At 71.4% G+C, this 18,914-nt stretch carries 21 protein-coding genes; 6 read left to right on the forward strand and 15 right to left on the reverse strand.

The window, feature by feature from the left end; genetic code table 11:
• Positions 1-98 precede the first annotated feature (98 nt).
• Entirely contained in the window at positions 99-716 is a 618-nt protein-coding gene (locus M3Q23_14265; GenBank protein MDP9343224.1) for a cytidylate kinase-like family protein, read from the reverse strand.
• Between the two features lie 293 nt (positions 717-1,009).
• Here M3Q23_14265 and M3Q23_14270 point away from each other — a divergent pair, with 293 nt between their 5' ends.
• Complete coding sequence (locus M3Q23_14270) at positions 1,010-1,816, forward strand: 1-acyl-sn-glycerol-3-phosphate acyltransferase (protein ID MDP9343225.1); 807 nt, start codon at positions 1,010-1,012, stop codon at positions 1,814-1,816.
• A gap of 60 nt (positions 1,817-1,876) precedes the next feature.
• On the opposite strand, the gene M3Q23_14275 is transcribed toward M3Q23_14270, so the two are convergent.
• Entirely contained in the window at positions 1,877-2,047 is a 171-nt protein-coding gene (locus M3Q23_14275; GenBank protein ID MDP9343226.1) for a hypothetical protein, read from the reverse strand.
• A gap of 100 nt (positions 2,048-2,147) precedes the next feature.
• Here M3Q23_14275 and M3Q23_14280 point away from each other — a divergent pair, with 100 nt between their 5' ends.
• Positions 2,148-2,483 carry a MarC family protein gene (locus M3Q23_14280; GenBank protein MDP9343227.1) on the forward strand — a complete coding sequence of 112 codons (336 nt, stop codon included), beginning with the start codon at positions 2,148-2,150 and terminating at the stop codon, positions 2,481-2,483.
• Positions 2,484-2,557: 74 nt separating this feature from the next.
• On the opposite strand, the gene M3Q23_14285 is transcribed toward M3Q23_14280, so the two are convergent.
• From M3Q23_14285 to M3Q23_14295, 3 genes are all read right to left on the reverse strand, one after another.
• On the reverse strand, positions 2,558-2,734 hold the full coding sequence (locus M3Q23_14285) for a hypothetical protein (GenBank protein ID MDP9343228.1): 177 nt from the start codon (positions 2,732-2,734) through the stop codon (positions 2,558-2,560).
• A gap of 121 nt (positions 2,735-2,855) precedes the next feature.
• Complete coding sequence (gene glpK / locus M3Q23_14290) at positions 2,856-4,340, reverse strand: glycerol kinase GlpK (GenBank protein ID MDP9343229.1); 1,485 nt, start codon at positions 4,338-4,340, stop codon at positions 2,856-2,858.
• A gap of 142 nt (positions 4,341-4,482) precedes the next feature.
• Positions 4,483-5,436, reverse strand: coding sequence for a 2-dehydropantoate 2-reductase (locus tag M3Q23_14295; GenBank protein ID MDP9343230.1), 954 nt, complete (start codon positions 5,434-5,436; stop codon positions 4,483-4,485).
• 75 nt (positions 5,437-5,511) lie between these two features.
• On the opposite strand from M3Q23_14295, the gene M3Q23_14300 reads away from it, so the two are divergent.
• The 3 genes from M3Q23_14300 to M3Q23_14310 are packed head-to-tail and all read left to right on the forward strand — an operon-like array spanning position 5,512 to position 7,678.
• Complete coding sequence (locus M3Q23_14300; protein ID MDP9343231.1) at positions 5,512-6,540, forward strand: aminotransferase class I/II-fold pyridoxal phosphate-dependent enzyme; 1,029 nt, start codon at positions 5,512-5,514, stop codon at positions 6,538-6,540.
• Positions 6,537-7,163, forward strand: coding sequence for a sulfite oxidase-like oxidoreductase (locus M3Q23_14305; GenBank protein ID MDP9343232.1), 627 nt, complete (start codon positions 6,537-6,539; stop codon positions 7,161-7,163). Before M3Q23_14300 ends, M3Q23_14305 begins: the two co-directional genes overlap by 4 nt.
• Positions 7,163-7,678, forward strand: a complete 516-nt coding sequence (locus M3Q23_14310) for a hypothetical protein (protein ID MDP9343233.1) — start codon at positions 7,163-7,165, stop codon at positions 7,676-7,678. The genes M3Q23_14305 and M3Q23_14310 overlap by 1 nt, the downstream gene beginning before the upstream one ends.
• A gap of 19 nt (positions 7,679-7,697) precedes the next feature.
• Here the strand turns inward: M3Q23_14310 and M3Q23_14315 are convergent, their stop codons facing one another.
• The 8 genes from M3Q23_14315 to pknB all read right to left on the reverse strand — a co-directional run bounded on the left by M3Q23_14315 (position 7,698) and on the right by pknB (position 16,602).
• On the reverse strand, positions 7,698-8,687 hold the full coding sequence (locus tag M3Q23_14315; protein MDP9343234.1) for an ABC transporter permease: 990 nt from the start codon (positions 8,685-8,687) through the stop codon (positions 7,698-7,700).
• Positions 8,684-9,589, reverse strand: coding sequence for an ABC transporter ATP-binding protein (locus M3Q23_14320; protein ID MDP9343235.1), 906 nt, complete (start codon positions 9,587-9,589; stop codon positions 8,684-8,686). The genes M3Q23_14315 and M3Q23_14320 overlap by 4 nt, the downstream gene beginning before the upstream one ends.
• Positions 9,586-9,978, reverse strand: a complete 393-nt coding sequence (locus M3Q23_14325; protein MDP9343236.1) for a GntR family transcriptional regulator — start codon at positions 9,976-9,978, stop codon at positions 9,586-9,588. Before M3Q23_14325 ends, M3Q23_14320 begins: the two co-directional genes overlap by 4 nt.
• 108 nt (positions 9,979-10,086) lie before the next feature.
• A complete protein-coding gene (locus tag M3Q23_14330) occupies positions 10,087-11,715 on the reverse strand; it encodes a GMC family oxidoreductase (GenBank protein MDP9343237.1) in 1,629 nt (542 codons plus the stop codon).
• Positions 11,716-11,722: 7 nt separating this feature from the next.
• Positions 11,723-12,151, reverse strand: a complete 429-nt coding sequence (locus tag M3Q23_14335; GenBank protein MDP9343238.1) for a gluconate 2-dehydrogenase subunit 3 family protein — start codon at positions 12,149-12,151, stop codon at positions 11,723-11,725.
• A gap of 51 nt (positions 12,152-12,202) precedes the next feature.
• On the reverse strand, positions 12,203-13,810 hold the full coding sequence (locus M3Q23_14340; GenBank protein ID MDP9343239.1) for a pyridoxal-dependent decarboxylase: 1,608 nt from the start codon (positions 13,808-13,810) through the stop codon (positions 12,203-12,205).
• Positions 13,811-13,967: 157 nt separating this feature from the next.
• Complete coding sequence (locus tag M3Q23_14345) at positions 13,968-14,831, reverse strand: deoxyribonuclease IV (GenBank protein MDP9343240.1); 864 nt, start codon at positions 14,829-14,831, stop codon at positions 13,968-13,970.
• Between the two features lie 7 nt (positions 14,832-14,838).
• On the reverse strand, positions 14,839-16,602 hold the full coding sequence (pknB, locus tag M3Q23_14350) for a Stk1 family PASTA domain-containing Ser/Thr kinase (protein ID MDP9343241.1): 1,764 nt from the start codon (positions 16,600-16,602) through the stop codon (positions 14,839-14,841).
• Between the two features lie 112 nt (positions 16,603-16,714).
• Between pknB and M3Q23_14355 the strand changes: the two genes are divergently transcribed.
• On the forward strand, positions 16,715-17,446 hold the full coding sequence (locus tag M3Q23_14355; GenBank protein ID MDP9343242.1) for a hypothetical protein: 732 nt from the start codon (positions 16,715-16,717) through the stop codon (positions 17,444-17,446).
• 14 nt (positions 17,447-17,460) lie between these two features.
• On the opposite strand, the gene M3Q23_14360 is transcribed toward M3Q23_14355, so the two are convergent.
• Positions 17,461-18,255, reverse strand: a complete 795-nt coding sequence (locus M3Q23_14360; GenBank protein ID MDP9343243.1) for a hypothetical protein — start codon at positions 18,253-18,255, stop codon at positions 17,461-17,463.
• The gene (locus M3Q23_14365) at positions 18,245-18,784 is read right to left on the reverse strand and encodes a SigE family RNA polymerase sigma factor (protein ID MDP9343244.1); all 540 of its coding nucleotides are present in this window, start codon (positions 18,782-18,784) and stop codon (positions 18,245-18,247) included. The genes M3Q23_14360 and M3Q23_14365 overlap by 11 nt, the downstream gene beginning before the upstream one ends.
• Positions 18,785-18,914: the final 130 nt, after the last annotated feature.

An 18,914-nucleotide genomic window follows, 5' to 3' on the forward strand; every position in this document is an offset into this window, starting at 1 on the left:
CTCCCGCGGGGGGTGGGTGCTTAGATTTCCAACCGGTGCCGCCGGCGGTGTATTCCACGGACTGGACGGTGATGCCGGCGGCGACGGCGTGTCCCGTGCTACGGCTCGAGGCGCTGCCGGGCCACCGCCACCGCCGCCCGCACGGCTCCGTCGATACCGAGCCGGGAGGTGTTCAGGACGGCGTCGTAGAGGAGGGGGTCGCCGATATCGAGCCCATGGAATCGCCGGACGTAGGCGGCCCGGTCGGCCTCGACCCGCCGGCTCAGCTCCCTGGCCTGGTCGAGGGACAGGCCCTGCGACTCCATGACCCGGCGCACACGGTCACCCGGCTCGCCCACCAGCTGGAGGTGGCAGGCGTCCGGCCGGTCGCGCAGCACGGCCTGCCCGCCCCGGCCGAGGATCACGTAGCCGCCCACCGCGGCCAGCGAGACGATGACGCGGCTGACCCCGTTCGCCAGGACCCGGTCGTCGGCCGGGGGCGGCGTGGACAGCCCGAACTCGGGACTGGCGGCCGCCAGCGCGAGCCCGACCTTCTCGACCAGGGCGGGAACCCGCTCGTCGAGGTTCTGGGCGACCTCGGGGTCCACTCCCACCTCCGCCGCGGCCTGTTCGACGATCTCGCGGTCGACGAACCGGTAGCCGAGCGCGTCGGCCAGGGCCGGAGCCACCCGCTGGCCCCCCGCCCCGTACTGGCGGGAAACCGTCACCACGCCCATGGCGAAGATCTCCTCGAGCGGTCGGGCCGGCGGCGGGAGGCGTCGGGCATGCCGGCGGCCCCGGTCGTACGCGGCTCAGGCACGCCGGCCGGGGTTGCGGAATTGCTGGATCACCACGTACAGCCCGAACAGGCCCGCGGCCCCGACCAGCACGATCAGCAGGATGGCGAAGGACCACTCCAGCGCGCCGAACCTGGCCAGCATCAAATCCGAGTTCCTTTGAGGTGGGCCGGGCGAGCCTGTAGTGTAGTACCGACCGGGGTGCGTTCGGTCTCGCTCGAGGGGTGAGGGCGATGTTCTATTGGCTCATGAAGTACGTGATCCTGGGCCCCATCATTCGGCTGCTGTACCGGCCGAAGGCGCGGGGCCTGGAGAACATCCCCGCCCAGGGGCCGGTCATCCTCGCGGCCAACCACGTCTCGTTCATGGACAGCCTGTTCGTCCCGCTGCTGGTGAAGCGGCGGGTCGTCTACCTGGGCAAGGCCGACTACTTCGACAGCCCCAAGACCCGGTGGTTCTTCAAGTTCACCAACGTCATCCCGGTCCGTCGCGAGGGCGGGACGGCCGGGGAAGCGGCGATTCGGGCCGGCGTGAAGGCCCTCCAGGACGGGAACGTCGTGGGGATCTACCCGGAGGGGACGCGCAGCCCGGACGGCCGCCTGTACCGGGGCAAGACCGGCGTGGCCCGGATGGCCCTGCTGGCGGGGTGTCCGGTGATCCCGGTGGCGGTGCTGGGGACCCGTGAGCTCCAGCCCCCGGATCGCAAGATGCCGAAGCTCCGTGGCCGCATCCAGGTGATCTACGGCAAGCCGCTGTCCTTCGAGCGCTTCGCGGGCCAGGACCGCGACCGGTTCGTGCTCCGGTCCGTGACCGACGAGGTCATGTACGAGATCATGATGCTGACGGGCCAGGAGTACGTCGACGAGTACGCGTCGAAGGTGAAGGAGGAGCTTTCCCGCAAGGCCGCGGAGGAGGCCCGGGCCGCGGCCGGAGCGCAGTCCGGACCGGAGGAGGCTTCCGCCCCGCCCCCCGACTCCTCGGACGCCCACGTCACCGTGATGTCGTCCTCCGAGCCCCCGCCGGGAGAGCACTCCGGGTAGCGCAGGCCTCGAATCGGTTCGATCGCAGGGGGAAACGTGTCGGGGGGCGTGTTCGCGAAGTCACTGATCACGCTGTTCGTGGTCATCGGCTCGCTGAACGTCGTCCCGATCTTCCTGTCGCTGACCGGCGCCCTGGACCGGAAGGCTCGAGCGCGCGTGGCCTACGTGGCCGTCGCGGTGGCCGCCGTCCTCCTCGCCGTCTTCGGAGCGGTCGGCGACGAGCTCATCCACTACCTGGGGATATCGCTGGAGAGCCTCCAGGTGGCGGGCGGGCTGCTCATCGTGGTCCTCTCGGTGCGGGCGTTCCTGTCCTCGCCGCGGGACCAGACCGATGTCTCGCCGGAGGACGCGCGCAACATCGCGGTCGTTCCGCTCGCCACGCCCCTGCTGGCCGGCCCGGGGCGCGATCGCCACCCTGCTGGTCCTGGTCGACGAGCATGCATCCGCTCGGGGATGGTTCTCGGTGGGGGCGGGTGCCGTGGCGGCGCTGCTGCTGTCGCTCGCCGTGCTTCGCTCGGCGGCCGGACTGGCCGCGCTCATCCCGCCCCGCGTGAGCGACGCCCTGGGCCGGATCACCGGGTTGCTGCTGATCGCCATCGGCGTGCAGTTCATCCAGAGCGCGGTGGCGGAATGGATCCGGGTCGGGGTGCACGTCGGCGGACCCTGAATCGGGCCGGTCGGCGACGGCGGTGGCGGGCCTGCGTGAGGTGCGAGGCTGAGGTGCAGCGGGGGCGGGTCGGGCTATCGCGCGATCTCGATGGGGCGGATGGCCGGTGCGGCGGGGACGCCCGGCCGGATGGCGCGCTGGTGGCTTCCCTCCTGGATCCACTTGGTCGAGCACTTCACGCAGAAGGCCCGAGGTGAAGGAGCAAGTACGACGACGACCCGTGCGGATTCGCAGACCGGACACTTCACCATCGCCTGACCTCCACCCTTCCTGGACGTGGCCGCGGGCACGCGCCTCGGCGCTTCCCCGTGCAGTTGCGCACCCCATATACCCCTGCCGTCCCACACCAAACGGAGGATCCAAGCCTCGGGCTCAGGTCGAGGCCCACCGCAGCGATCGCTCCACGGCGAGGCGCCATCTGGCGTAGCGCTCCTCTGCGTCACCCGAGGGAACGAACTCGCGGTCCAGCCGCCAGTGGTCCGCCACCTCCTCCCGCGAGGACCACACCCCCTCGCCCAGACCGGCCAGGTACGTGGCCCCGAGGGCCGTGGTCTCCCGGATCTCCGGACGCCTGACCGGCACGCCCAGGAGGTCCGCCTGGAACTGCATCAGCAGGTCCATCACGCTGGCGCCGCCGTCGGCCTTCAGCTCGGTGAGGGGGAGGCCGGCGTCCCGGCGCATGGCCTCCACCACGTCCCGGGTCTGGTACGCCATGGCCTCCACGGCGGCTCGGGCCAGGTGGGCGCGGGTGGTCCCCCGCGTCACCCCCACGATGGTCCCGCGCGCGTAGGGGTCCCAGTGCGGGGCGCCCAGCCCCACCAGCGCGGGGACGAAATACACGTCGCCGGTGTCGGGAACCGACGCCGCGAGCGGGCCGATCTCCTCCGACGACGCGATGAGCCCGAGGCCGTCGCGGAGCCACTGCACGGCCGCGCCCGTGACGAAGATCGATCCCTCCAGGGCGTACTCGACGAACCCGTCGCCACCGTAGGCGATGGTGGTGAGCAGCCCGGACTCCGAGGCCGGGGCGCGGTCGCCGGTGTTCATGAGGACGAACGAGCCGGTGCCGTAGGTGTTCTTCGTCGAGCCGGGGGTGAAGCAGGCCTGGCCGAACAGCGCCGCCTGCTGGTCGCCGGCGATCCCGGACACCGGGACCCCGGCGCCGAAGAACCGGTCGGGGGCGGTGACGCCGAACCGGCCGGAGGACGGGCGGACCTCGGGCAGCATGGCTTCCGGGATCCCGAGCCGCTCCAGGATCTCGCCGTCCCACCGAAGCTTTCGGATGTCGTAGAGCATGGTGCGGGAGGCGTTGGTGGCGTCCGTGGCGTGCACGCCGCCGCCGGTGAGCCGGGCCAGGATGTAGGAGTCGACCGTCCCGAACACGGCCCGCCCGCTCTCCGCGGCCACTCGCAGACCCGGCACGTGCTCGAGCAGCCACGCGAGCTTGGTGCCGGAGAAGTATGGGTCGATCACCAGCCCGGTGCGCTCCCGGATCCGGTCCTCCCAGCCCTCCTCGCGGAGCCGGTCGCACAGGTCCGCCGTGCGGCGGTCCTGCCACACGATGGCCGGGTGGACCGGCCGAAGGGTCTCGGGATCCCACGCCACCGTGGTCTCGCGCTGGTTGGTGAGCCCGACGGCGGCCAGGGTGTGCGACTCCACGCCCGCGTGGCTGAGGGCCTCGACGATGCCCTCGCCCATGGCGCGCCACCAGTCGTCCGGGTCGTGCTCCACCCAGCCAGGTCGCGGGAAGGATTGAGGGAACTCGCGATATCCGCGGCCCTTGACGGCACCGCTCTCGTCGACGACGAGCGCGGTGACCCCGGTGGTGCCGGCGTCGATCCCCAGCACGTGGTCCATGGAGGCGAAGCGTAGTGCACGGCGGAGCGATCGCGCCCAGAAGCTGCACGTCGCGGGCCACTCCCGCCCCAGGTGACTCGACTGTCAGGTAGAGGTTGAGGCCTGGCTTCGGAATGGCCCACGCCGGCGTCGAGCCTCGGGTTCAACCCTCGGTCGAGGTCGGGCGTCGAGCCTCCATGGCCCGTTGGTGCAGGGGGAGCAGGGCCTCCAGGACCCGCTGGTTCTCGGGCGTGGGTACGCCCGCTTCCCGCCCGTAGCGGACGACGGCGCCGTTCAGGGCCTCGACCTCCAGCGGCCGGCCCCACTCCAGGTCTCGGAGCATGGAGGACTTGAATTGCGGGTCGAGCTGGGTCCGGGCGTAGGCCATCACGGCGTTGGGCGCCACCGGCGGCACCGCGATGCCGCGGGCCTCCGCCACCGCGGCCACCTCGCGCATGAGCCGCTCCACGAACGAGGCCAGTTCCGCAGACGCCAGCACCTCCCCGATGGGCCGGCCGGCGTACGCGGTGCCGCTCCCCAGCCCGCAGATGATCAGGAGCTTCAGCCACAGGGCCGCCTGCACATCGTCGGTCACCACGACCGGGACGCTGGCCCGCTCCAGGGTGCCCGCCAGGGCCTCGGCGGCGGGCCGCGCGGCGTCCTCGAAGGCCCCGACGGTCACCTCGGCCTGCTGGCCTCGCTGGACCACCACCCCGGGTGACTCCAGGAACGCCTCGATGCGGCTGGCGCCGCCGATCACCACGGCGCCGGGGAACCGGACCTGGAGGAAGGCCTCGTTGTCCACGCCGTTCTGGAGCGAGCAGATGACGGTTCCCTCGCCCACCGCGCCGGCGGCGGCCGCCGCCGCCTCCTCGCTGTCGTAGGTCTTCACCGTGAACAGGACGGCGTCGACCGGGCCGGCCTCGGAGCCGCGCTCGACGGCGTTCGCCTGGGGCAGCCGGAGGTCGCCGAAGTCGCTGCGGACCTCGAGCCCTCGCTGGCGGAGGGCCGCCAGGTTCGCCCCGCGGGCCATGAACCAGACGTCCTCGCCGGCGGCGGCCAGCCGCGCGCCGTAGTACCCGCCGACGCCGCCGGTCCCGACGACCAGGACCTTCACGGCGAGGTGGGGGAGCGCACGAGCGCCAATATACTGGCCGTTGTGGCAGCTCCCGTCGACCTTCGATCCGACACGGTGACGAAGCCCTCCGAGGCCATGCGCCGAGCCATGGCGTCGGCGGAGGTGGGCGACGACTGGTACGGGGACGACCCCACGGTGAACCGGCTCCAGGACCGCGTGGCCGAGCTCACCGGAAAGGAGGCTGCCGCGTACCTCCCCACCGGCACCATGTGCAACCAGGTCGCCATGCACGCGTTCGTGCGCTCCGGCCGGTTCGTGGCCTGCGAGGCCACCGCGCACGTGTGCGGCCCCGAGGCCACCTCCTCCGCGGTGCTCTCCGGCATCGCGTTCCATCGCGTCGCCGCTCCGCGTGGCCAGCTCACCGCCGAGCTCGTAACGCGAGCGCTGGAACCGGATCCATACGACGTCGACGTCGTGGACCTGGTGGCCCTGGAGAACACCCACCAGGTCGGAGGGGGAACGGTCATGCCGGTGGACGAGCTGCGGGCCATCCACAAGGTGGCCGCCGACCGCGGCGTTCCCGTGTACCTCGACGGGGCCCGGATCTTCAACGCCTGCGCGGTGACCGGAGCGGACGTCGCCGACTACGCCGCCGAGACCGACGCGCTGATGTTCTGCCTGTCCAAGGGACTGGGTGCCCCCATCGGCTCGGTGCTGTCGGGCCAGGCCGAGTTCATCCGGGAGGCTCGCCGGCTGAAGATCGCCTTCGGTGGCGCCTGGCGGCAGGCCGGGATCATGGCCGCGGCCGGATTGGTGGCGCTGGAGGATGGCCCGAAGCGACTGCACGAGGACCACGCCCGGGCCCGCCGCCTGGCCGAGGGCGTGGCCGAGGTCCTGCCCGGCTCGCTCGAGCCGGGGGCCGTCGAGAGCAACATGGTGTTCGTGGACGTGTCGGCGGCGGGGCTGGACGTGCTGGACGTCCTGGCGCGCCTCCGGGCCGAGGGCGTCGTGGCCACCATGGTGGCCGGGAAGGTGCGGATGCTGACCCACGTCGACGTGTCGGATGCCGGTGTGGACGCCGCGCTCGCCGCCTGGCGGCGGGTGGTGGCGTCCCTGCAACCGAGGAACGAGGAGCGAGCGTGAAACTGTTCGGTGGACCGAGGTATCCCGAGGACATCGCGAAGCGCGTCCCGCCGGGCCAGCGCCTGGTCAAGGGATGGCCCGTGCTGCACGTCGGACCCATCCCCACGTTCGACGAGGCGGAGTGGGACTTCCAGGTGACCGGGCTGGTGGAGAACCCGTACACGCTGAGCTACGCCGAGCTGAAGGCGCTCCCGAAGGTGACCGTGCAGGCGGACATGCACTGCGTCACCGGATGGACCACGCTCGACAACAGCTGGACCGGCGTGTCGTTCCGGACCCTCGTGGAGAAGGCCGGGGTGAAGCCCGAGGCCAAGTGGGTCATCACGCACTGCGACTACGGGTACACCTCGGACCTGTCGCTCCAGGCCATGACGGATGACGACGTCCTGGTGGCGTGGGCCCACAACGGCGAGCCGCTGGCGCCGGAGCATGGGTTCCCGCTTCGACTGGTCGTTCCCAAGCGCTACGCGTGGAAGAGCGCGAAGTGGCTGCGGGGACTGGAGCTCGTCGACCACAACAAGCGGGGGTTCTGGGAGCTTCGCGGGTACCACATCCACGCCGACCCGTGGCCCGAGGAGCGCTACAGCTACCAGGAGGGCCGCGGGGCCGAGCTGGAACCGTAGTGCGCCGGCTCGCCATCGCTCTGGCGCTCGCGGCTGCGATCCCCGCCCTCTCGATCCGGCCGGCGTGGGCCTGCTCGTGTGCGCAGTCGACGCCCAGGCAGGTCGCGTCTGGAGCCGACGCCGTGTTCACCGGCACGGTCGCGTCCATTCCCCGAGTGACCGGCCAGACCGTGAGCGTCGACTTCGAGGTGGACACCGTGTACAAGGGGCCGCCGGGGCCCCGGCTCACGGTCACCACGAACGCCCAGGGCTCGGCCTGCGGCCTGGTGTTCCGTCCGAACGTCCGGTACACCGTGTTCGCGTTCCGCGATCACGGCCTCGTGTCCGCGAATCTGTGCTCGCCGCCGGTGCGGGGCGCCATCGACCCCGGGCGCTACGGCCTGACCGCGAAGCTGGTCGGGGTCCACGAGCCCGTTTCGCGGTGGCTCGCTGCGCTGTCGCTGATCCCCCTGGCCATCGTCGTGCTTCTGGTGGTCAGGAGCCGGCGACGACCCCGGGTTGGCGGCCCCACGTAGCGCGACGCCAGCGAGAAGGTCACGCCACGCGGCGCCGAACCCACAGCGTGGCCAGGGCGAACAGCGCGACGGCCAGTGCCACGAAGATCCCGGTCTCGATGCCCTGGAACATCCAGAACCGGCTTCCCGGCTGGTACCGGGCGACCACGTGCAGGCCGATGCGATGGATACATTCCCGCAGGGCGGTCGGGTCCGGGAGGTCTCCCTTCCGGGGGACGAGCGCCGGGCATCGTTGACTGAGCAGGTTGAAGTTGAGGGTGCTCCCAGCGCCCATGAACCGGCCCCTTCCGTCCACGGTGGTGGTCGAGAGGATCCAGTCGCCCTGCCCGAATCCTGTTATCCGTTCCAGGAACGGGAAGGATGCGGTCTTGACGGCCGCAAAGTGCGGCCGAAGCCAGATCGCCACCGCCGCCCTGGTGGCGGCGAAGACGGCCACGGTCGCCGCCATGGCCGGCACGACCCGCCGCACGAAGGTCCCGGCGGCCACGCCGAGGGCCAGCGCGAACAGCGCGTAGGCGATGGGAACGATCCCCCGGAGGTCGAACGGGCCGGGGTTCAGCCGATTGTCGGCGGCGATCACCAGGGGCCGGCTCCACCAGGTCAACACCCAGGTCAGCACGGCGACTCCGACGGCCGTCGCCCCCGCCAGCACGGCCAGCTTCACGCCGAGCCACCGCAGACGCGTCACGCCCTGGGTCCAGGCCAGGCGGTGGGTCCCCTGCTCGAACTCTCTGGCCACCAGGGGAGCGCCCCAGAAGAGCCCGATGACCGCCGGCAGGACGAGGAACAGCGGCACCAGGAACTGAAGGTTCGAGTATCGGTCGCCGAACGCGTTCGCGAGGTCGTCGCAGTGCCCACCGGGCAACGCCAGGCACCCGGCCAGACCCGATGAGCGGAACGCGGACGCGATCCCAAATCCCGTCGTCAGCAGGAACGCGAGGAGCAGCGCGAGCAGGCCCGCGCCCGCCACCAGCTGCGCCCGGTGCTGGCGCCACGCCACCCAGATCATCGGGACACCTCCGTTCGGACCGTGGCCAGGCGAGGGGGAGGAAGCGCCGTGGAGTTCGGCTGCCCCAGGTAGGCCAGCACCAGCTCCTCGAGCGTCACGTCCTGGCCGGACCACGTGGGGTCGAGGATCGGGCCGTCTGTCCGTACGAGCATGGTGGTCTGCCGCTCAGTGCGGGTTTCCTCCAGCACCGACGCGACGCCGGCCGGCACGCTCGCTCTCCCATCCGGCGCGGTGATGACGCGGTGGCTCCGCAGGAGGTCCTCGATGTCGCCCGCCGCCTGGGTCCTCGACGCGGAGAGAAGGATCAGGTGGTCGCACACTCGTTCCAGGTCGGCGATCAGGTGCGACGAGAGCACCACGGTGAGGCCGTCCTCGGCGACGCCCTCCATCAGTCCCTGGAGGAACTCCCGCCGGGCCAGGGGATCGAGGCTGGCGAGCGGCTCGTCCAGCAGCAGGACCCGGGGGCGCTTGGCCAGCGCGAGAGCCAGCGCCACCTGGGCCCGCTGGCCGCCCGAGAGATGGCCGACCCGCTGGTCGAGGGGGATGCCCAGGCGGTCGAGCCGCCCGGTGGCCACCTCGCTGTCCCACCGACCGTTGAGGTGCCTGCCGAACTCGAGCATGTCCCGGACGGTGAAGGTCCGGTACAGCGGGACGTCCTGAGCCACGAAGCCGACGAGGGGCAGGAGCTCGCGGTCGCGGGCAGGGGTCCGGCCGAGGACCTCGATGGAGCCCGCGCTCGGCTCGAGTAGCCCCGTGGCCAGGTGCAGGAGGGTGGTCTTGCCGGCCCCGTTCGGGCCCACCAGTGCGGTCACGCGGCCCTCGGGGATCTCGAAGGTACAGTCGCGGAGCCCCCACCGATGCCGGTACCGCTTTCCCAGTCCTGTGGCGACGACGGCGCTCATGCCGATGCCTCCTTCCCGACGTCCCGCAACGTGGTCTCGAACAGCGCGATCACGGAGTCCCGGTCCATCCCGGCCTGGAACGCGGTCTCCAGCCACCGGTCCAGGCTTCGCTGGAGGATCGCCTGCTTGTCGGGCGGCGGCCCTTTCAGCGTCTTCAGCACGAACGTGCCGGCGCCGGGGCGGCCCTCGACCAGGCCTTCCTGCTCCAGCTCCCGGTAGGCCTTGAGGACCGTGTTCGGGTTGATGGCCAGCGAGCCCACGACCTCCTTCACGGTTGGGAGCTGGTCCCCCGGGTGGAGCATCCCGAGTCGGAGCGCGTGCCGTACCTGGTGCACGATCTGGAGGTAGGTCGACACTCCCGAGTGCGGATCGAGCCGGAACTGGATCACGTCGAGGTTCCCCTATTCATCTATGGACATAGTGAAATATAGGGAGTCGCGGATCGACCTGTCAAGAGGGTTCGCGCCGGGAGGCGGCGATCGCGGCCGGCGGATCGGTCAGGCCAAGTATCGCGTCAGGATGTGTTCCGCGGTCCGGGCGGCCAGGGCCTGGGCCGTGAGCGTCGGGTTGGCTCCGCCGACGGTGGGGATGATCGATGAGTCCCCGACGAACAGGCGCTCGACCTCGTGGGCCTCGCCGGTCGCGTCCACCACGCTGGTGGCGGGGTCGTGGCCCATGCGCATGGAGCTCATGATGTGCGTGAGGATCGGCTGGATGTCGGTGCGGTGGACCTCGTGCGCGCCCGCCCCGCGCATGACCTCGGCAGCCTTCCGGGCCAGCAAGTCACGGCGTTCCTTCGTGGCCGGCGTCAGGTGATACCGCACCTTGGGGACGGGGCCATGCTCGTCGGCCGGCCAGTCGTCGGCCAGGGTGACGCCGTTGTCGGCCACGCCCTCGTCGTTCACGGAGATGATGACCGACAGCGTGCGGTGGTACTCGCCGAGGCGGCGCACGGCCTCGGGCCCCCATCCCTTTCCTGCGAAGTCCCAGGGCTCGTCCCCGGTGTCGTCGTCCCACCACCCCCGGCCACCGCCCGCGAGGGCGACCGCGAAGTACTGGGGTCCGAATCCCTGCACGAAGAAGGTCCCGTAGCCGGGGAAGTCGGCGCGGGCCATGGTGACCTGGCCGACGTCCGGATGGACCTCGTGGTCGAAGAACCCGGTGACCAGGTCCTGGGCATGGGTGGTGAGGAACCGGCCGACCGCGCCGCCGCCGTTGGGAAGGCCGGAGTTCAGCCACAGCCGGGGGTTCTCGATCGAGCCGCCCGCCAGGACGACGATGCGGGCCTCGGCCTCGTGCTCGTCGCCGGTGGCGGTGTCGCGCCACCGGACGCCCCGGGCCCGGGCCCGCCCCCGCCCCCGCCCACCGTTCCCCGCCTCCGCGGGTTCGAACAGCACGGCCGTGGCGAAGGCGTTGGGCACGATCTCGCAGTTGCCGGTGGCCATCGCGGCGGGGACGTAACTCACGTTCGTGGCCCGCTTGGCCTTGCGTTCCAGCGGCGCGCCGACCGGGTTCGGGCACCCCTGGAGGCAGTGCCCGCACATCGTGCAGCCGTCCACCTCCGGGTAGCGGAGTGGCACGCCGGGCTCCATCCTCGCGATCGGAAGGATGGCGTTGTGGCACGGGCGCCACATGGGCTCGCCGCAGTCCCTGGTCTCGCTCCGGACCAGCCCGACCTTCTCGCACCCCGCCGCGAACAGGGCGTCCTTCGTGGCGAGTTCGTCCACGAGGCGGACGGGGAGGAACTCCTCGACCCGCTCGTAGTACGGGACGAGCTCCTCGTAGGTGATGGGCCACCTCCCATCCGCGAACGAGGTCGTGTACGCACGGGGCGAGATGCCGTTGTAGTGCAGGGTGGTCCCGCCCACGCCGGCGGACTGGAGCACCAGGCCCGCGCCGTCCCGGCGGCGCATCCAGGGAGGCTTCGAGCGGTCCGCCGGGCCCCACCGGAGGCGCCCGTCCACGATCGAGCTCATCTCGTCCTCGAGCCGGCTGAAGTCTCGGTCCGGGTCGAGCCACGGACCGGCCTCCAGCATCAGGACCCGGACGCCCTGCTCCGCCAGCTCCTTGGCGACCACCGGCCCGCCGCCGCCGGCTCCAACCACGATGACGTCGGGGTTCTCCATCACGTCGTCAGGTCCCGTTCCGGTATTCGGGGTGTCCGTCCGAAGGGCCGTGGAACCCCACCCGATCCCACGACTCCGGCCGCGCGTAGCCCGAACGGCGGGCCGACCACTCCGAGTACACGCCTCCCAGGGTGAATACGAAGAGCGCGTCGAGGGCGTCGCGGATGTCCTGGGCCTCCTCCGCCGACATCTCCCGGAACACGGCCGCGCGCTCCTCGATGGACAGCTCGGCGAAGCGGGCGCCCGGCTTCACACCCGCGGCGTAGGCGTCGAGCAGCGCCGCGGTCATGTCCGAGAAACCGGGCACGTAGCCCTCCACCTGCTGGACGACGTGCTCGTGGGCGCCGATGTCCACCGCGCCCGGCGCATCTGGCGTCCGAGGGCTGATGGCTTCCACCGCGGCGCGGATGGTCTCGACGGTCTCGGGGTCCGCCACGGCACGGATTGGACCACGCGCGCCCGTGCCGTGCCAGTCACCCCGTGACGGCTACCGGACCCCGGCCTCCCGCGCGGCTCCGGGAGACAACCGCCTGAGTGTGGCCAGCAGCCCGTCGATGTCGTCCTCGGTGCTCAGGTAGTTCACGATGCCTGCCCGGAGATAGGTCCGGCCCCGGAGGCGCGTGGTCGAGAGCCAACCCTCGCCGGAGACCTCGAGGGCCCGCTGAAGCCGGTCCTGGTACCGGTCGAGGGCTTCCGGATCCAGCCCGGCGGCCCGGTCGAGTCCGCCCGGAGCGTGCCGGAAGCACACCACGGAGAGCTCGGGCTCCTCCGGCAGCGCCTCGAGGTCGTCGCTTTCCCGACAGCGCCGCGCAAGGTGCGCGGCGAGGTCGATGGTGTGCTCGATCAGGTGGCCGAAGCCTTCCGTGCCGAGGAACTTCCACGAGAACCACAGCTTGAGGCCTCGGAACCGACGGGTCCCCTCCAGCGAGTACCGGTACCAGTCGAGGGGCTTCCCCTCGACGTGGGAGCTCCGGTAGTACTCGGGCGAGCGATGGAAGGTCTGCGACAGATGCTCGCGACGCCTCACCAGCAGGCCCCCGATGTCGTGTGGCTGGAAGAACCACTTGTGTGGGTCGAGGGTGATCGTGTCGGCCAGCTCGAGGTCGCGGACCCGCTCGCGGTCGCGTCCAGACAGCCGGACCGCCCCGCCGTAGGCCGCGTCGACATGGAACCACAGGCCCTCGCGCCGGGCCACCTCGGCCAACTCCCCGACGGGGTCGACCGACCCCGTGTTCGTCGACCCGGCCACGGCCGAGACGGCGAACGGCACGAGCCCTGCCTCCCGGTCCTCCGCGACCGCCCGAGAGACGCTCTCCGCTTGCAGGCGAAACCGCTGGTCGGAGGGGAGCACGCGAAGGGTCTGGTGGGGGAATCCAAGGAGGTCCAGGGCTCGGGCGATCGAGAAATGGGTCTGGTCCGAGGCGTACACCCGGACACGCTCGAGGTCGGCGCCCCGGGGAGGGCCGTCCAGGCCGAGCAGCCCGGGCAGGTGGACGTCGCGAGCGATCGTGAGGGCCATGACGTTGGCCATGACCCCGCCCGAGGTGAGGACGCCGAAGGACCCCGCCCCGTAGCCGACGAGGTCGCACAGCCACCGGACGACCTCCTCCTCCACCAGCGACGCCACCGGGCTGCAGGCCCACAGGTCCACGCCCTGGTTGGTCCACTGGGCGAGGAGCTCTCCCACGATGGAGATCGGGAGCGCCGGAGGGGTGAAGTAGGGGAGTGCCCGAGGGTGGTGGGCGTTCAGCATGTACGGGGCGAGGCGGTGCCGGAACTCCTCCAGGAGCTCCTCGAAGGTGGCGGGAGCATCCGGCGCCATGCCGGGCGCGTCGAGGGGACCGAAGTACGAGCGGCGGCGGGCCGGGTAGGAGTCCGGCCCCACCGCCCGGCGCACTGCCTCGCCGTAGAGGTAGTCGAGAGCGGCCGCCCACGCCCCGCGCCCCAGCCGCTCGAGGACCTCGCGACCGCGCTCGGGCGATCCGAAGTCCAGCAGATCCGGCTGGGGATGCCACCCATACCGCGTCGTCTGGCGCTCGTCTGGAGGGCGTTCCCCTGGCGACACCGGCGTACCGGCGCCGTCAGGCGTTGACATGACGCCGATCCGCGACCTGGAACAGCTCCACGTTGTCCACGACAGCTCCCTATCTCGGCCGGGGTGAAGGGGTCATTGTGCCTGAGCGGACTGGCGATCACCCATTCGGATCAGTGAACGATCGAGAGGTTGCGGCACCCTTCCTGGTCCCGGGCGATCATGTCGTTCGAGCCCGCGCCACCGGCTCCAGACCCGCGAGCTCCCGGAGGGTCTCCACGTCCCGGCGGTGCTGGGCGGCGTCCCCGGGGGTCTCGCACACCACCGCGGAGCGACGCACTGCCGGGTCCGCCAGGATCGCGGCGAAGCCGTTTCGCCCGATCAAGCCCTGGCCGACGTTGTGGTGCCGGTCCCGGCGGGAGCCGCGGGGAAACTTCGCGTCGTTCGCGTGCACCAGGACCAGCGGTCGCACCAGGCCGGTACCGCGGAGCTCCGCGAAGCACTGGCGCACCCCGTCCGGCCGGTCGAGGCCGTAGCCCGCGGCGAACAGGTGGCAGGTGTCCGCGCACAGCCGAAGGCGTTCCCCGCCCTCGACCTCGGCGAACAGGCCAGCCGCCTCCGGGAACGTGCTCGCCACGGCCCCGGAAGAGCCCGCCATGAGCTCCACGAGCAGCGCGGCCCGGCCGGATTCGGGAAGGATCGCCCCCAGCGAGGCCGCGGCCCGCTCCCGGGCCCGGTCCGGCTCGCCCGTCCCTCCGGCGCCGGCGTGCACCACCAGCCCGGCCGCGCCGAGGGCCTCGGCCGCCGCCATGGTGGCCCGGGCCAGGTCCACCGACTTCCCCAGGAATTCCGGGTTCGGCGACGCGATGTTCACCAGATACGGGGCATGCACGAACAACGGACCGAGCCCGGCGTCCCGCCAGGCGGACCGGAACTCCTCGGCGTATCCGGGGTCGATCCGGGGCGGCGCCCAGGCCCGCGGGTTCGAGGCGAACAGCTGGGCCGCGTCCGCGGTCCGTTCCCGCGCCGCCGCGATGGAAGCGAGCAGCCCGCCCCGGGTCGGGAGGTGGGCGCCGATCCTCACGCGCTGCTCACGCGACGTAGATAGCGACCTGCTGGCCTTGCTGGACCGTCTTCCCGGCGCTGGGAAACTGACTCACCACGGTCTTCCCGAGTGAGTTCGGGACGATCACCACCTGTACTTTCAGCCCGAGGTTTTCAAGCTGTGACTTCGCCGTGTCTGTTGCCATCCCGATTACCCTCGGCATGGGAAAGGTTCGCGGCCCGAGCGACACCCACAGTGTCACGTGCGAACCTGCCGAGGCGGTGCCGCCCGAGGGTTCCTGCCGGATGACCCTGCCCGACAGCACGGTCGTCGAGTACAGGTGATGGAGGTCCACCTTGAAACCGGCCGCGACCAGGATGGCCTCGGCGTCGCCGCCGGACTGGCCGGTCACGTCGGGAATGTCGATGGGCTGGGGTCCCTTGCTGACGGTGAGCTTCACCACGCTGCCGTACTGGATCGTCTGGCCCGAGGAGGGGTTCTGGTCGACCACCCGGCCGTCGGGAACCCGATCGTCGAACACCCGAACCACATGGATCTTCAGCCCGGCGTGCACCAGGGCCTTCGCTGCCACGGCAGCCTTCTTCCCTGTGACGGAGGGAACGGTTCGCAGGGGAAGCCCCGCGGACAGGCGCAACACGACCTCCGAGCCCTTCCGAATCTTCGTTCCCGACGCGACACTCTGCCTGACCACATCTCCCGCCGGAACCGTGGTGGACGTGATCGGCTGGCCGAACTGGGCGTGCAGGCCGGCCGACTCGACCCGGCGTTCCGCGATGCCGCGTGAGAGCCGGGCCACGTTGGGCACGTGCGTGTAGTGGGGGACCAGGTACGCCCAGGCCGCCCAGGCCCCCCCGGCCAGGGCCAGCACCAGGGCCAGGGTCGCCAGCAGGCGGAGCCGAACCCGGCGGCGGCGGACCCGCGGCGACAGCGTGCGGGGGATGGTGACGGTGGAAGCCCGATCGTCTCCCGTGGTGGTGGAGGCAGGAAGGTCGCGGACCAGCTGGGCCAGCGGCGGAGCGGCCGGGAGCGACGGAGCCACGGCGTGGAGCTCCCGGCGGAGGTCTTCCGCCGAGGCGGGTCGCCGTTCCCGGTCCTTCTCCGTGGCTCGAAGGATGATGCGATCGAGCGCCTCCGGGACCGCCGGGCTGGTCCGGGACGGCGGGGGCACCGGGTCCTGGAGATGCCGATAGGCGATGGCGAGCGAAGTCTCGCCGGTGAACGGGACCCTGCCGGTGAGCAGCTCGTAGCCCACGATGCCCAGCGCGTACACGTCGGTCCGCGGATCGGCGGGGTTTCCCTGGATCTGCTCCGGCGCGAGGTACTGGACGGTGCCGGTCACCGTCCCCGGGGCCTGGCTCACCCGGGACTCCGCGAAGGCCCGGGCCAGGCCGAAGTCGGCCACCTTCACGGTTCCGTCAGCGGTCACCAGCACGTTCTCGGGCTTCACGTCGCGGTGGACGATGCCGTGGCGGTGGGCGTGGTCGAGGGCAGCCAGCATCTGGTCCATGATCTCCACGGCCTGGGCCGGCGCGAGCCGCTTGTGATGGGACAGCAGGTCGCGGACGTTCCGGCCCCGGACGAACTCCATGACCATGAAGTACGTGCCGCTGGTGGTGGAGCCCCAGTCGTGCACCGCAACGATGTTCGGGTGCGAGAGGAGGGCGGCGGCGCGAGCCTCCCGGCGGAACCGGTCGATGAACCCCGGGTCGCCGGCCAGGTTCCGGTGCAGCACCTTGATGGCCACGTCGCGCCCCAGCACGGAGTCGCGGGCCCGGTACACCTCACCCATACCGCCCGCGGCGATGCGAGCGATAACCTGATACCTGGCGCGAACGGTCGTCTGGCTCATGGTTTCCGTTGGGGGGCCGGCCGGGACGCGACCCCATTGTAGGGGGCAACCGATGGCAGGTTCGGGAACGGATGCCACAAGCTCGACTTCCGAGGCACTTCAGGACGCGTTCGCCCGGATCGAGGCCGCGGTGGACGCCGGCGACACGGACCTCTCCGCGCTCGGGTTCTGGCGCTTGGTCCGTCAGGTGAAGCAGGAGCCCACGCTGGCGACCGACTGGGCCGAGCAGGTCGGGCGCATCGACCGCAAGGCGTTCGAGCAGCGGGTGCGGCCGCGCTTCCCGGTCTGGTTCGGCAACTCGGTCCTGGCCGCCGGGGTGGCCGCCGGCACGGGCGCCATCGCGGTGTCGGTGTGGGCGTCGAGCCCCGTGGTGGCCGGCCTGGCCCTCGTGGCCTCGGCCGGGATCCTGTCGGTCTCCGTCCACGACCTGGGCCACTGGGCGGTCGGGAGGCGCCACGGGATCCGGTTCCTGAGCTACTTCCTGGACGGTCCGTTCCGCATCCAGCCGGGCATCAAGACCGACTACGCCACGTACCTGCGGGCCCGGCCGGAGTCGCGGGCGGCCATGCACGCAGCGGGTGCCATCGCCTCGAAGGTCGCCCCATTCGTCTCCCTCGCGTGCTGGCCGCTGTCCAACGCGCCGGCGTGGGCGGCCTGGGCCACGCTCGGGATCGGTGTGGTGCAGGTGGTCACCGACGTGGTTTGGTCGACCAAGAAGAGCGACTGGAAGAAGGTCCGCCGCGAGCGCCGCCTTGCCGCCGCCGACCGCGCCGCCCGCGAATAGCGACCGGCCTCCAGCTACGGACCGGCCCGGAACACCACCACCTCGCTGAAGGCCAACCCGTCCATCTGGAGCGCGTAGCATCCCGGTGCCCGGAAGAACGTAGTTGCCGCGTAGAGATGCCAGCCCGACGGGCGAAGTCCGGGGTTCAGGTACTCCTGGTTGTTCCTGTTGGGCGAGAGCCGGGCTTGGGTCAGCGCCGGGCTGGCGCCCTCGACGCCCTGGATCCCGCCGAACCGGATGCCGTTCGGTCCGTCGATCTGCGTCCCGCTGACCAGGATGGGACCTGCGGCTCGGGCGGAGAGCCACAGAAAGGTGGTCGGGTGCCACCCCCGGGTCACGGGGATGTCGCCCTTCCAGTGAGCCATTCCGTGATCGACGTAGCCGCTCACGTACACGGGACCGGCGCCTGCGTAGTGGATCCAGTCCTGCCGGGGGACGACCCGGTTGGGGGGGAGGCCGAACTGCGTGGTGATCGGGCAGGGGGCACCCGGGGCGATGGTCGGCAGGTGGAGCGGGCGGGCCAGATGGATCCACACCGGGTTCTGCGATTGAAGGGTCTGCGTCGGCGAAGCGCCAGTGGTCGGGATGGTGGTTGGTCCCGTTGCGGCGGGCGTGGGCCGGGGAGGGGAGCTCGCCGCCTGCACCGCTGCGAACGCTCCGCCGCCCGCGGCCGAGAGCGCGAGGAGTGTAACGCTCACCGTGAGCGCGATCCGCCTCCGGGCCCGCTGGAGCATCTCCGTGGGAACCGTTCGAACCGGCGGGACCTCCTCACCGATGTCGTGCAGGATCCGTTCGAGATCAGTCTTCATCGCCCTCACTCCCCATCTGGCCGCGAAGCGCCTCCAGGCCTCGAAATACCAACGAGCGAACCGTGGCCCGCCGGCAGCGCAGGACGTCCGCGATCTCCCCGTCGGGTAGCCCCGCGTAGAACCGCAGGACCAGCGCCGCTCGCTGCCGCTCCGGCAGCCCCAGCAGTGCCTGCCGGACGGCCTCCCGAAGCGCGACGTCCGGGTCGGGTTCTCCCTCCACGCCTGCCGCCGGCTGCCGCTCCAGGTACGCGCGCTCCACCCGGGCGTGCCGGAAGTGCATTCGCGACAGGTTGACCACGGTTCGGCGGAGGTAGGCCTCGAAGGCCGCTGGATCCCGGATGTGCCGGAGCCGCCCGGCCAGCCTCACGAAGGCGTCCTGCACCAGGTCCTCGGCCAGGGAGCGATCGCCGGTCAACAGATAGGCGAGCCGGATGGCGCCGTCAGCGTGCCGGAGGTACAGCTCGGCCAGGCGGCCCCCGGTGGAGGGACCGGCGACCGGCGACCCGGTCCGGACGGCCGGCTGCTTCACACCACTAGTGTAATGCCTCGCAAATAGCTTGACAGAGGGAGACGCGGGAGGTAGCCTCCCGTCGTGTGGCATCCTGCCGCTGCGGTGGCGATCTCCGAGGGGGACCGGGCGCTCCTGGAGCGATGGGTGA

It is taken from the genome of Actinomycetota bacterium, assembly GCA_030774015.1.
Lineage (GTDB): Bacteria > Actinomycetota > UBA4738 > UBA4738 > JACQTL01 > JALYLZ01.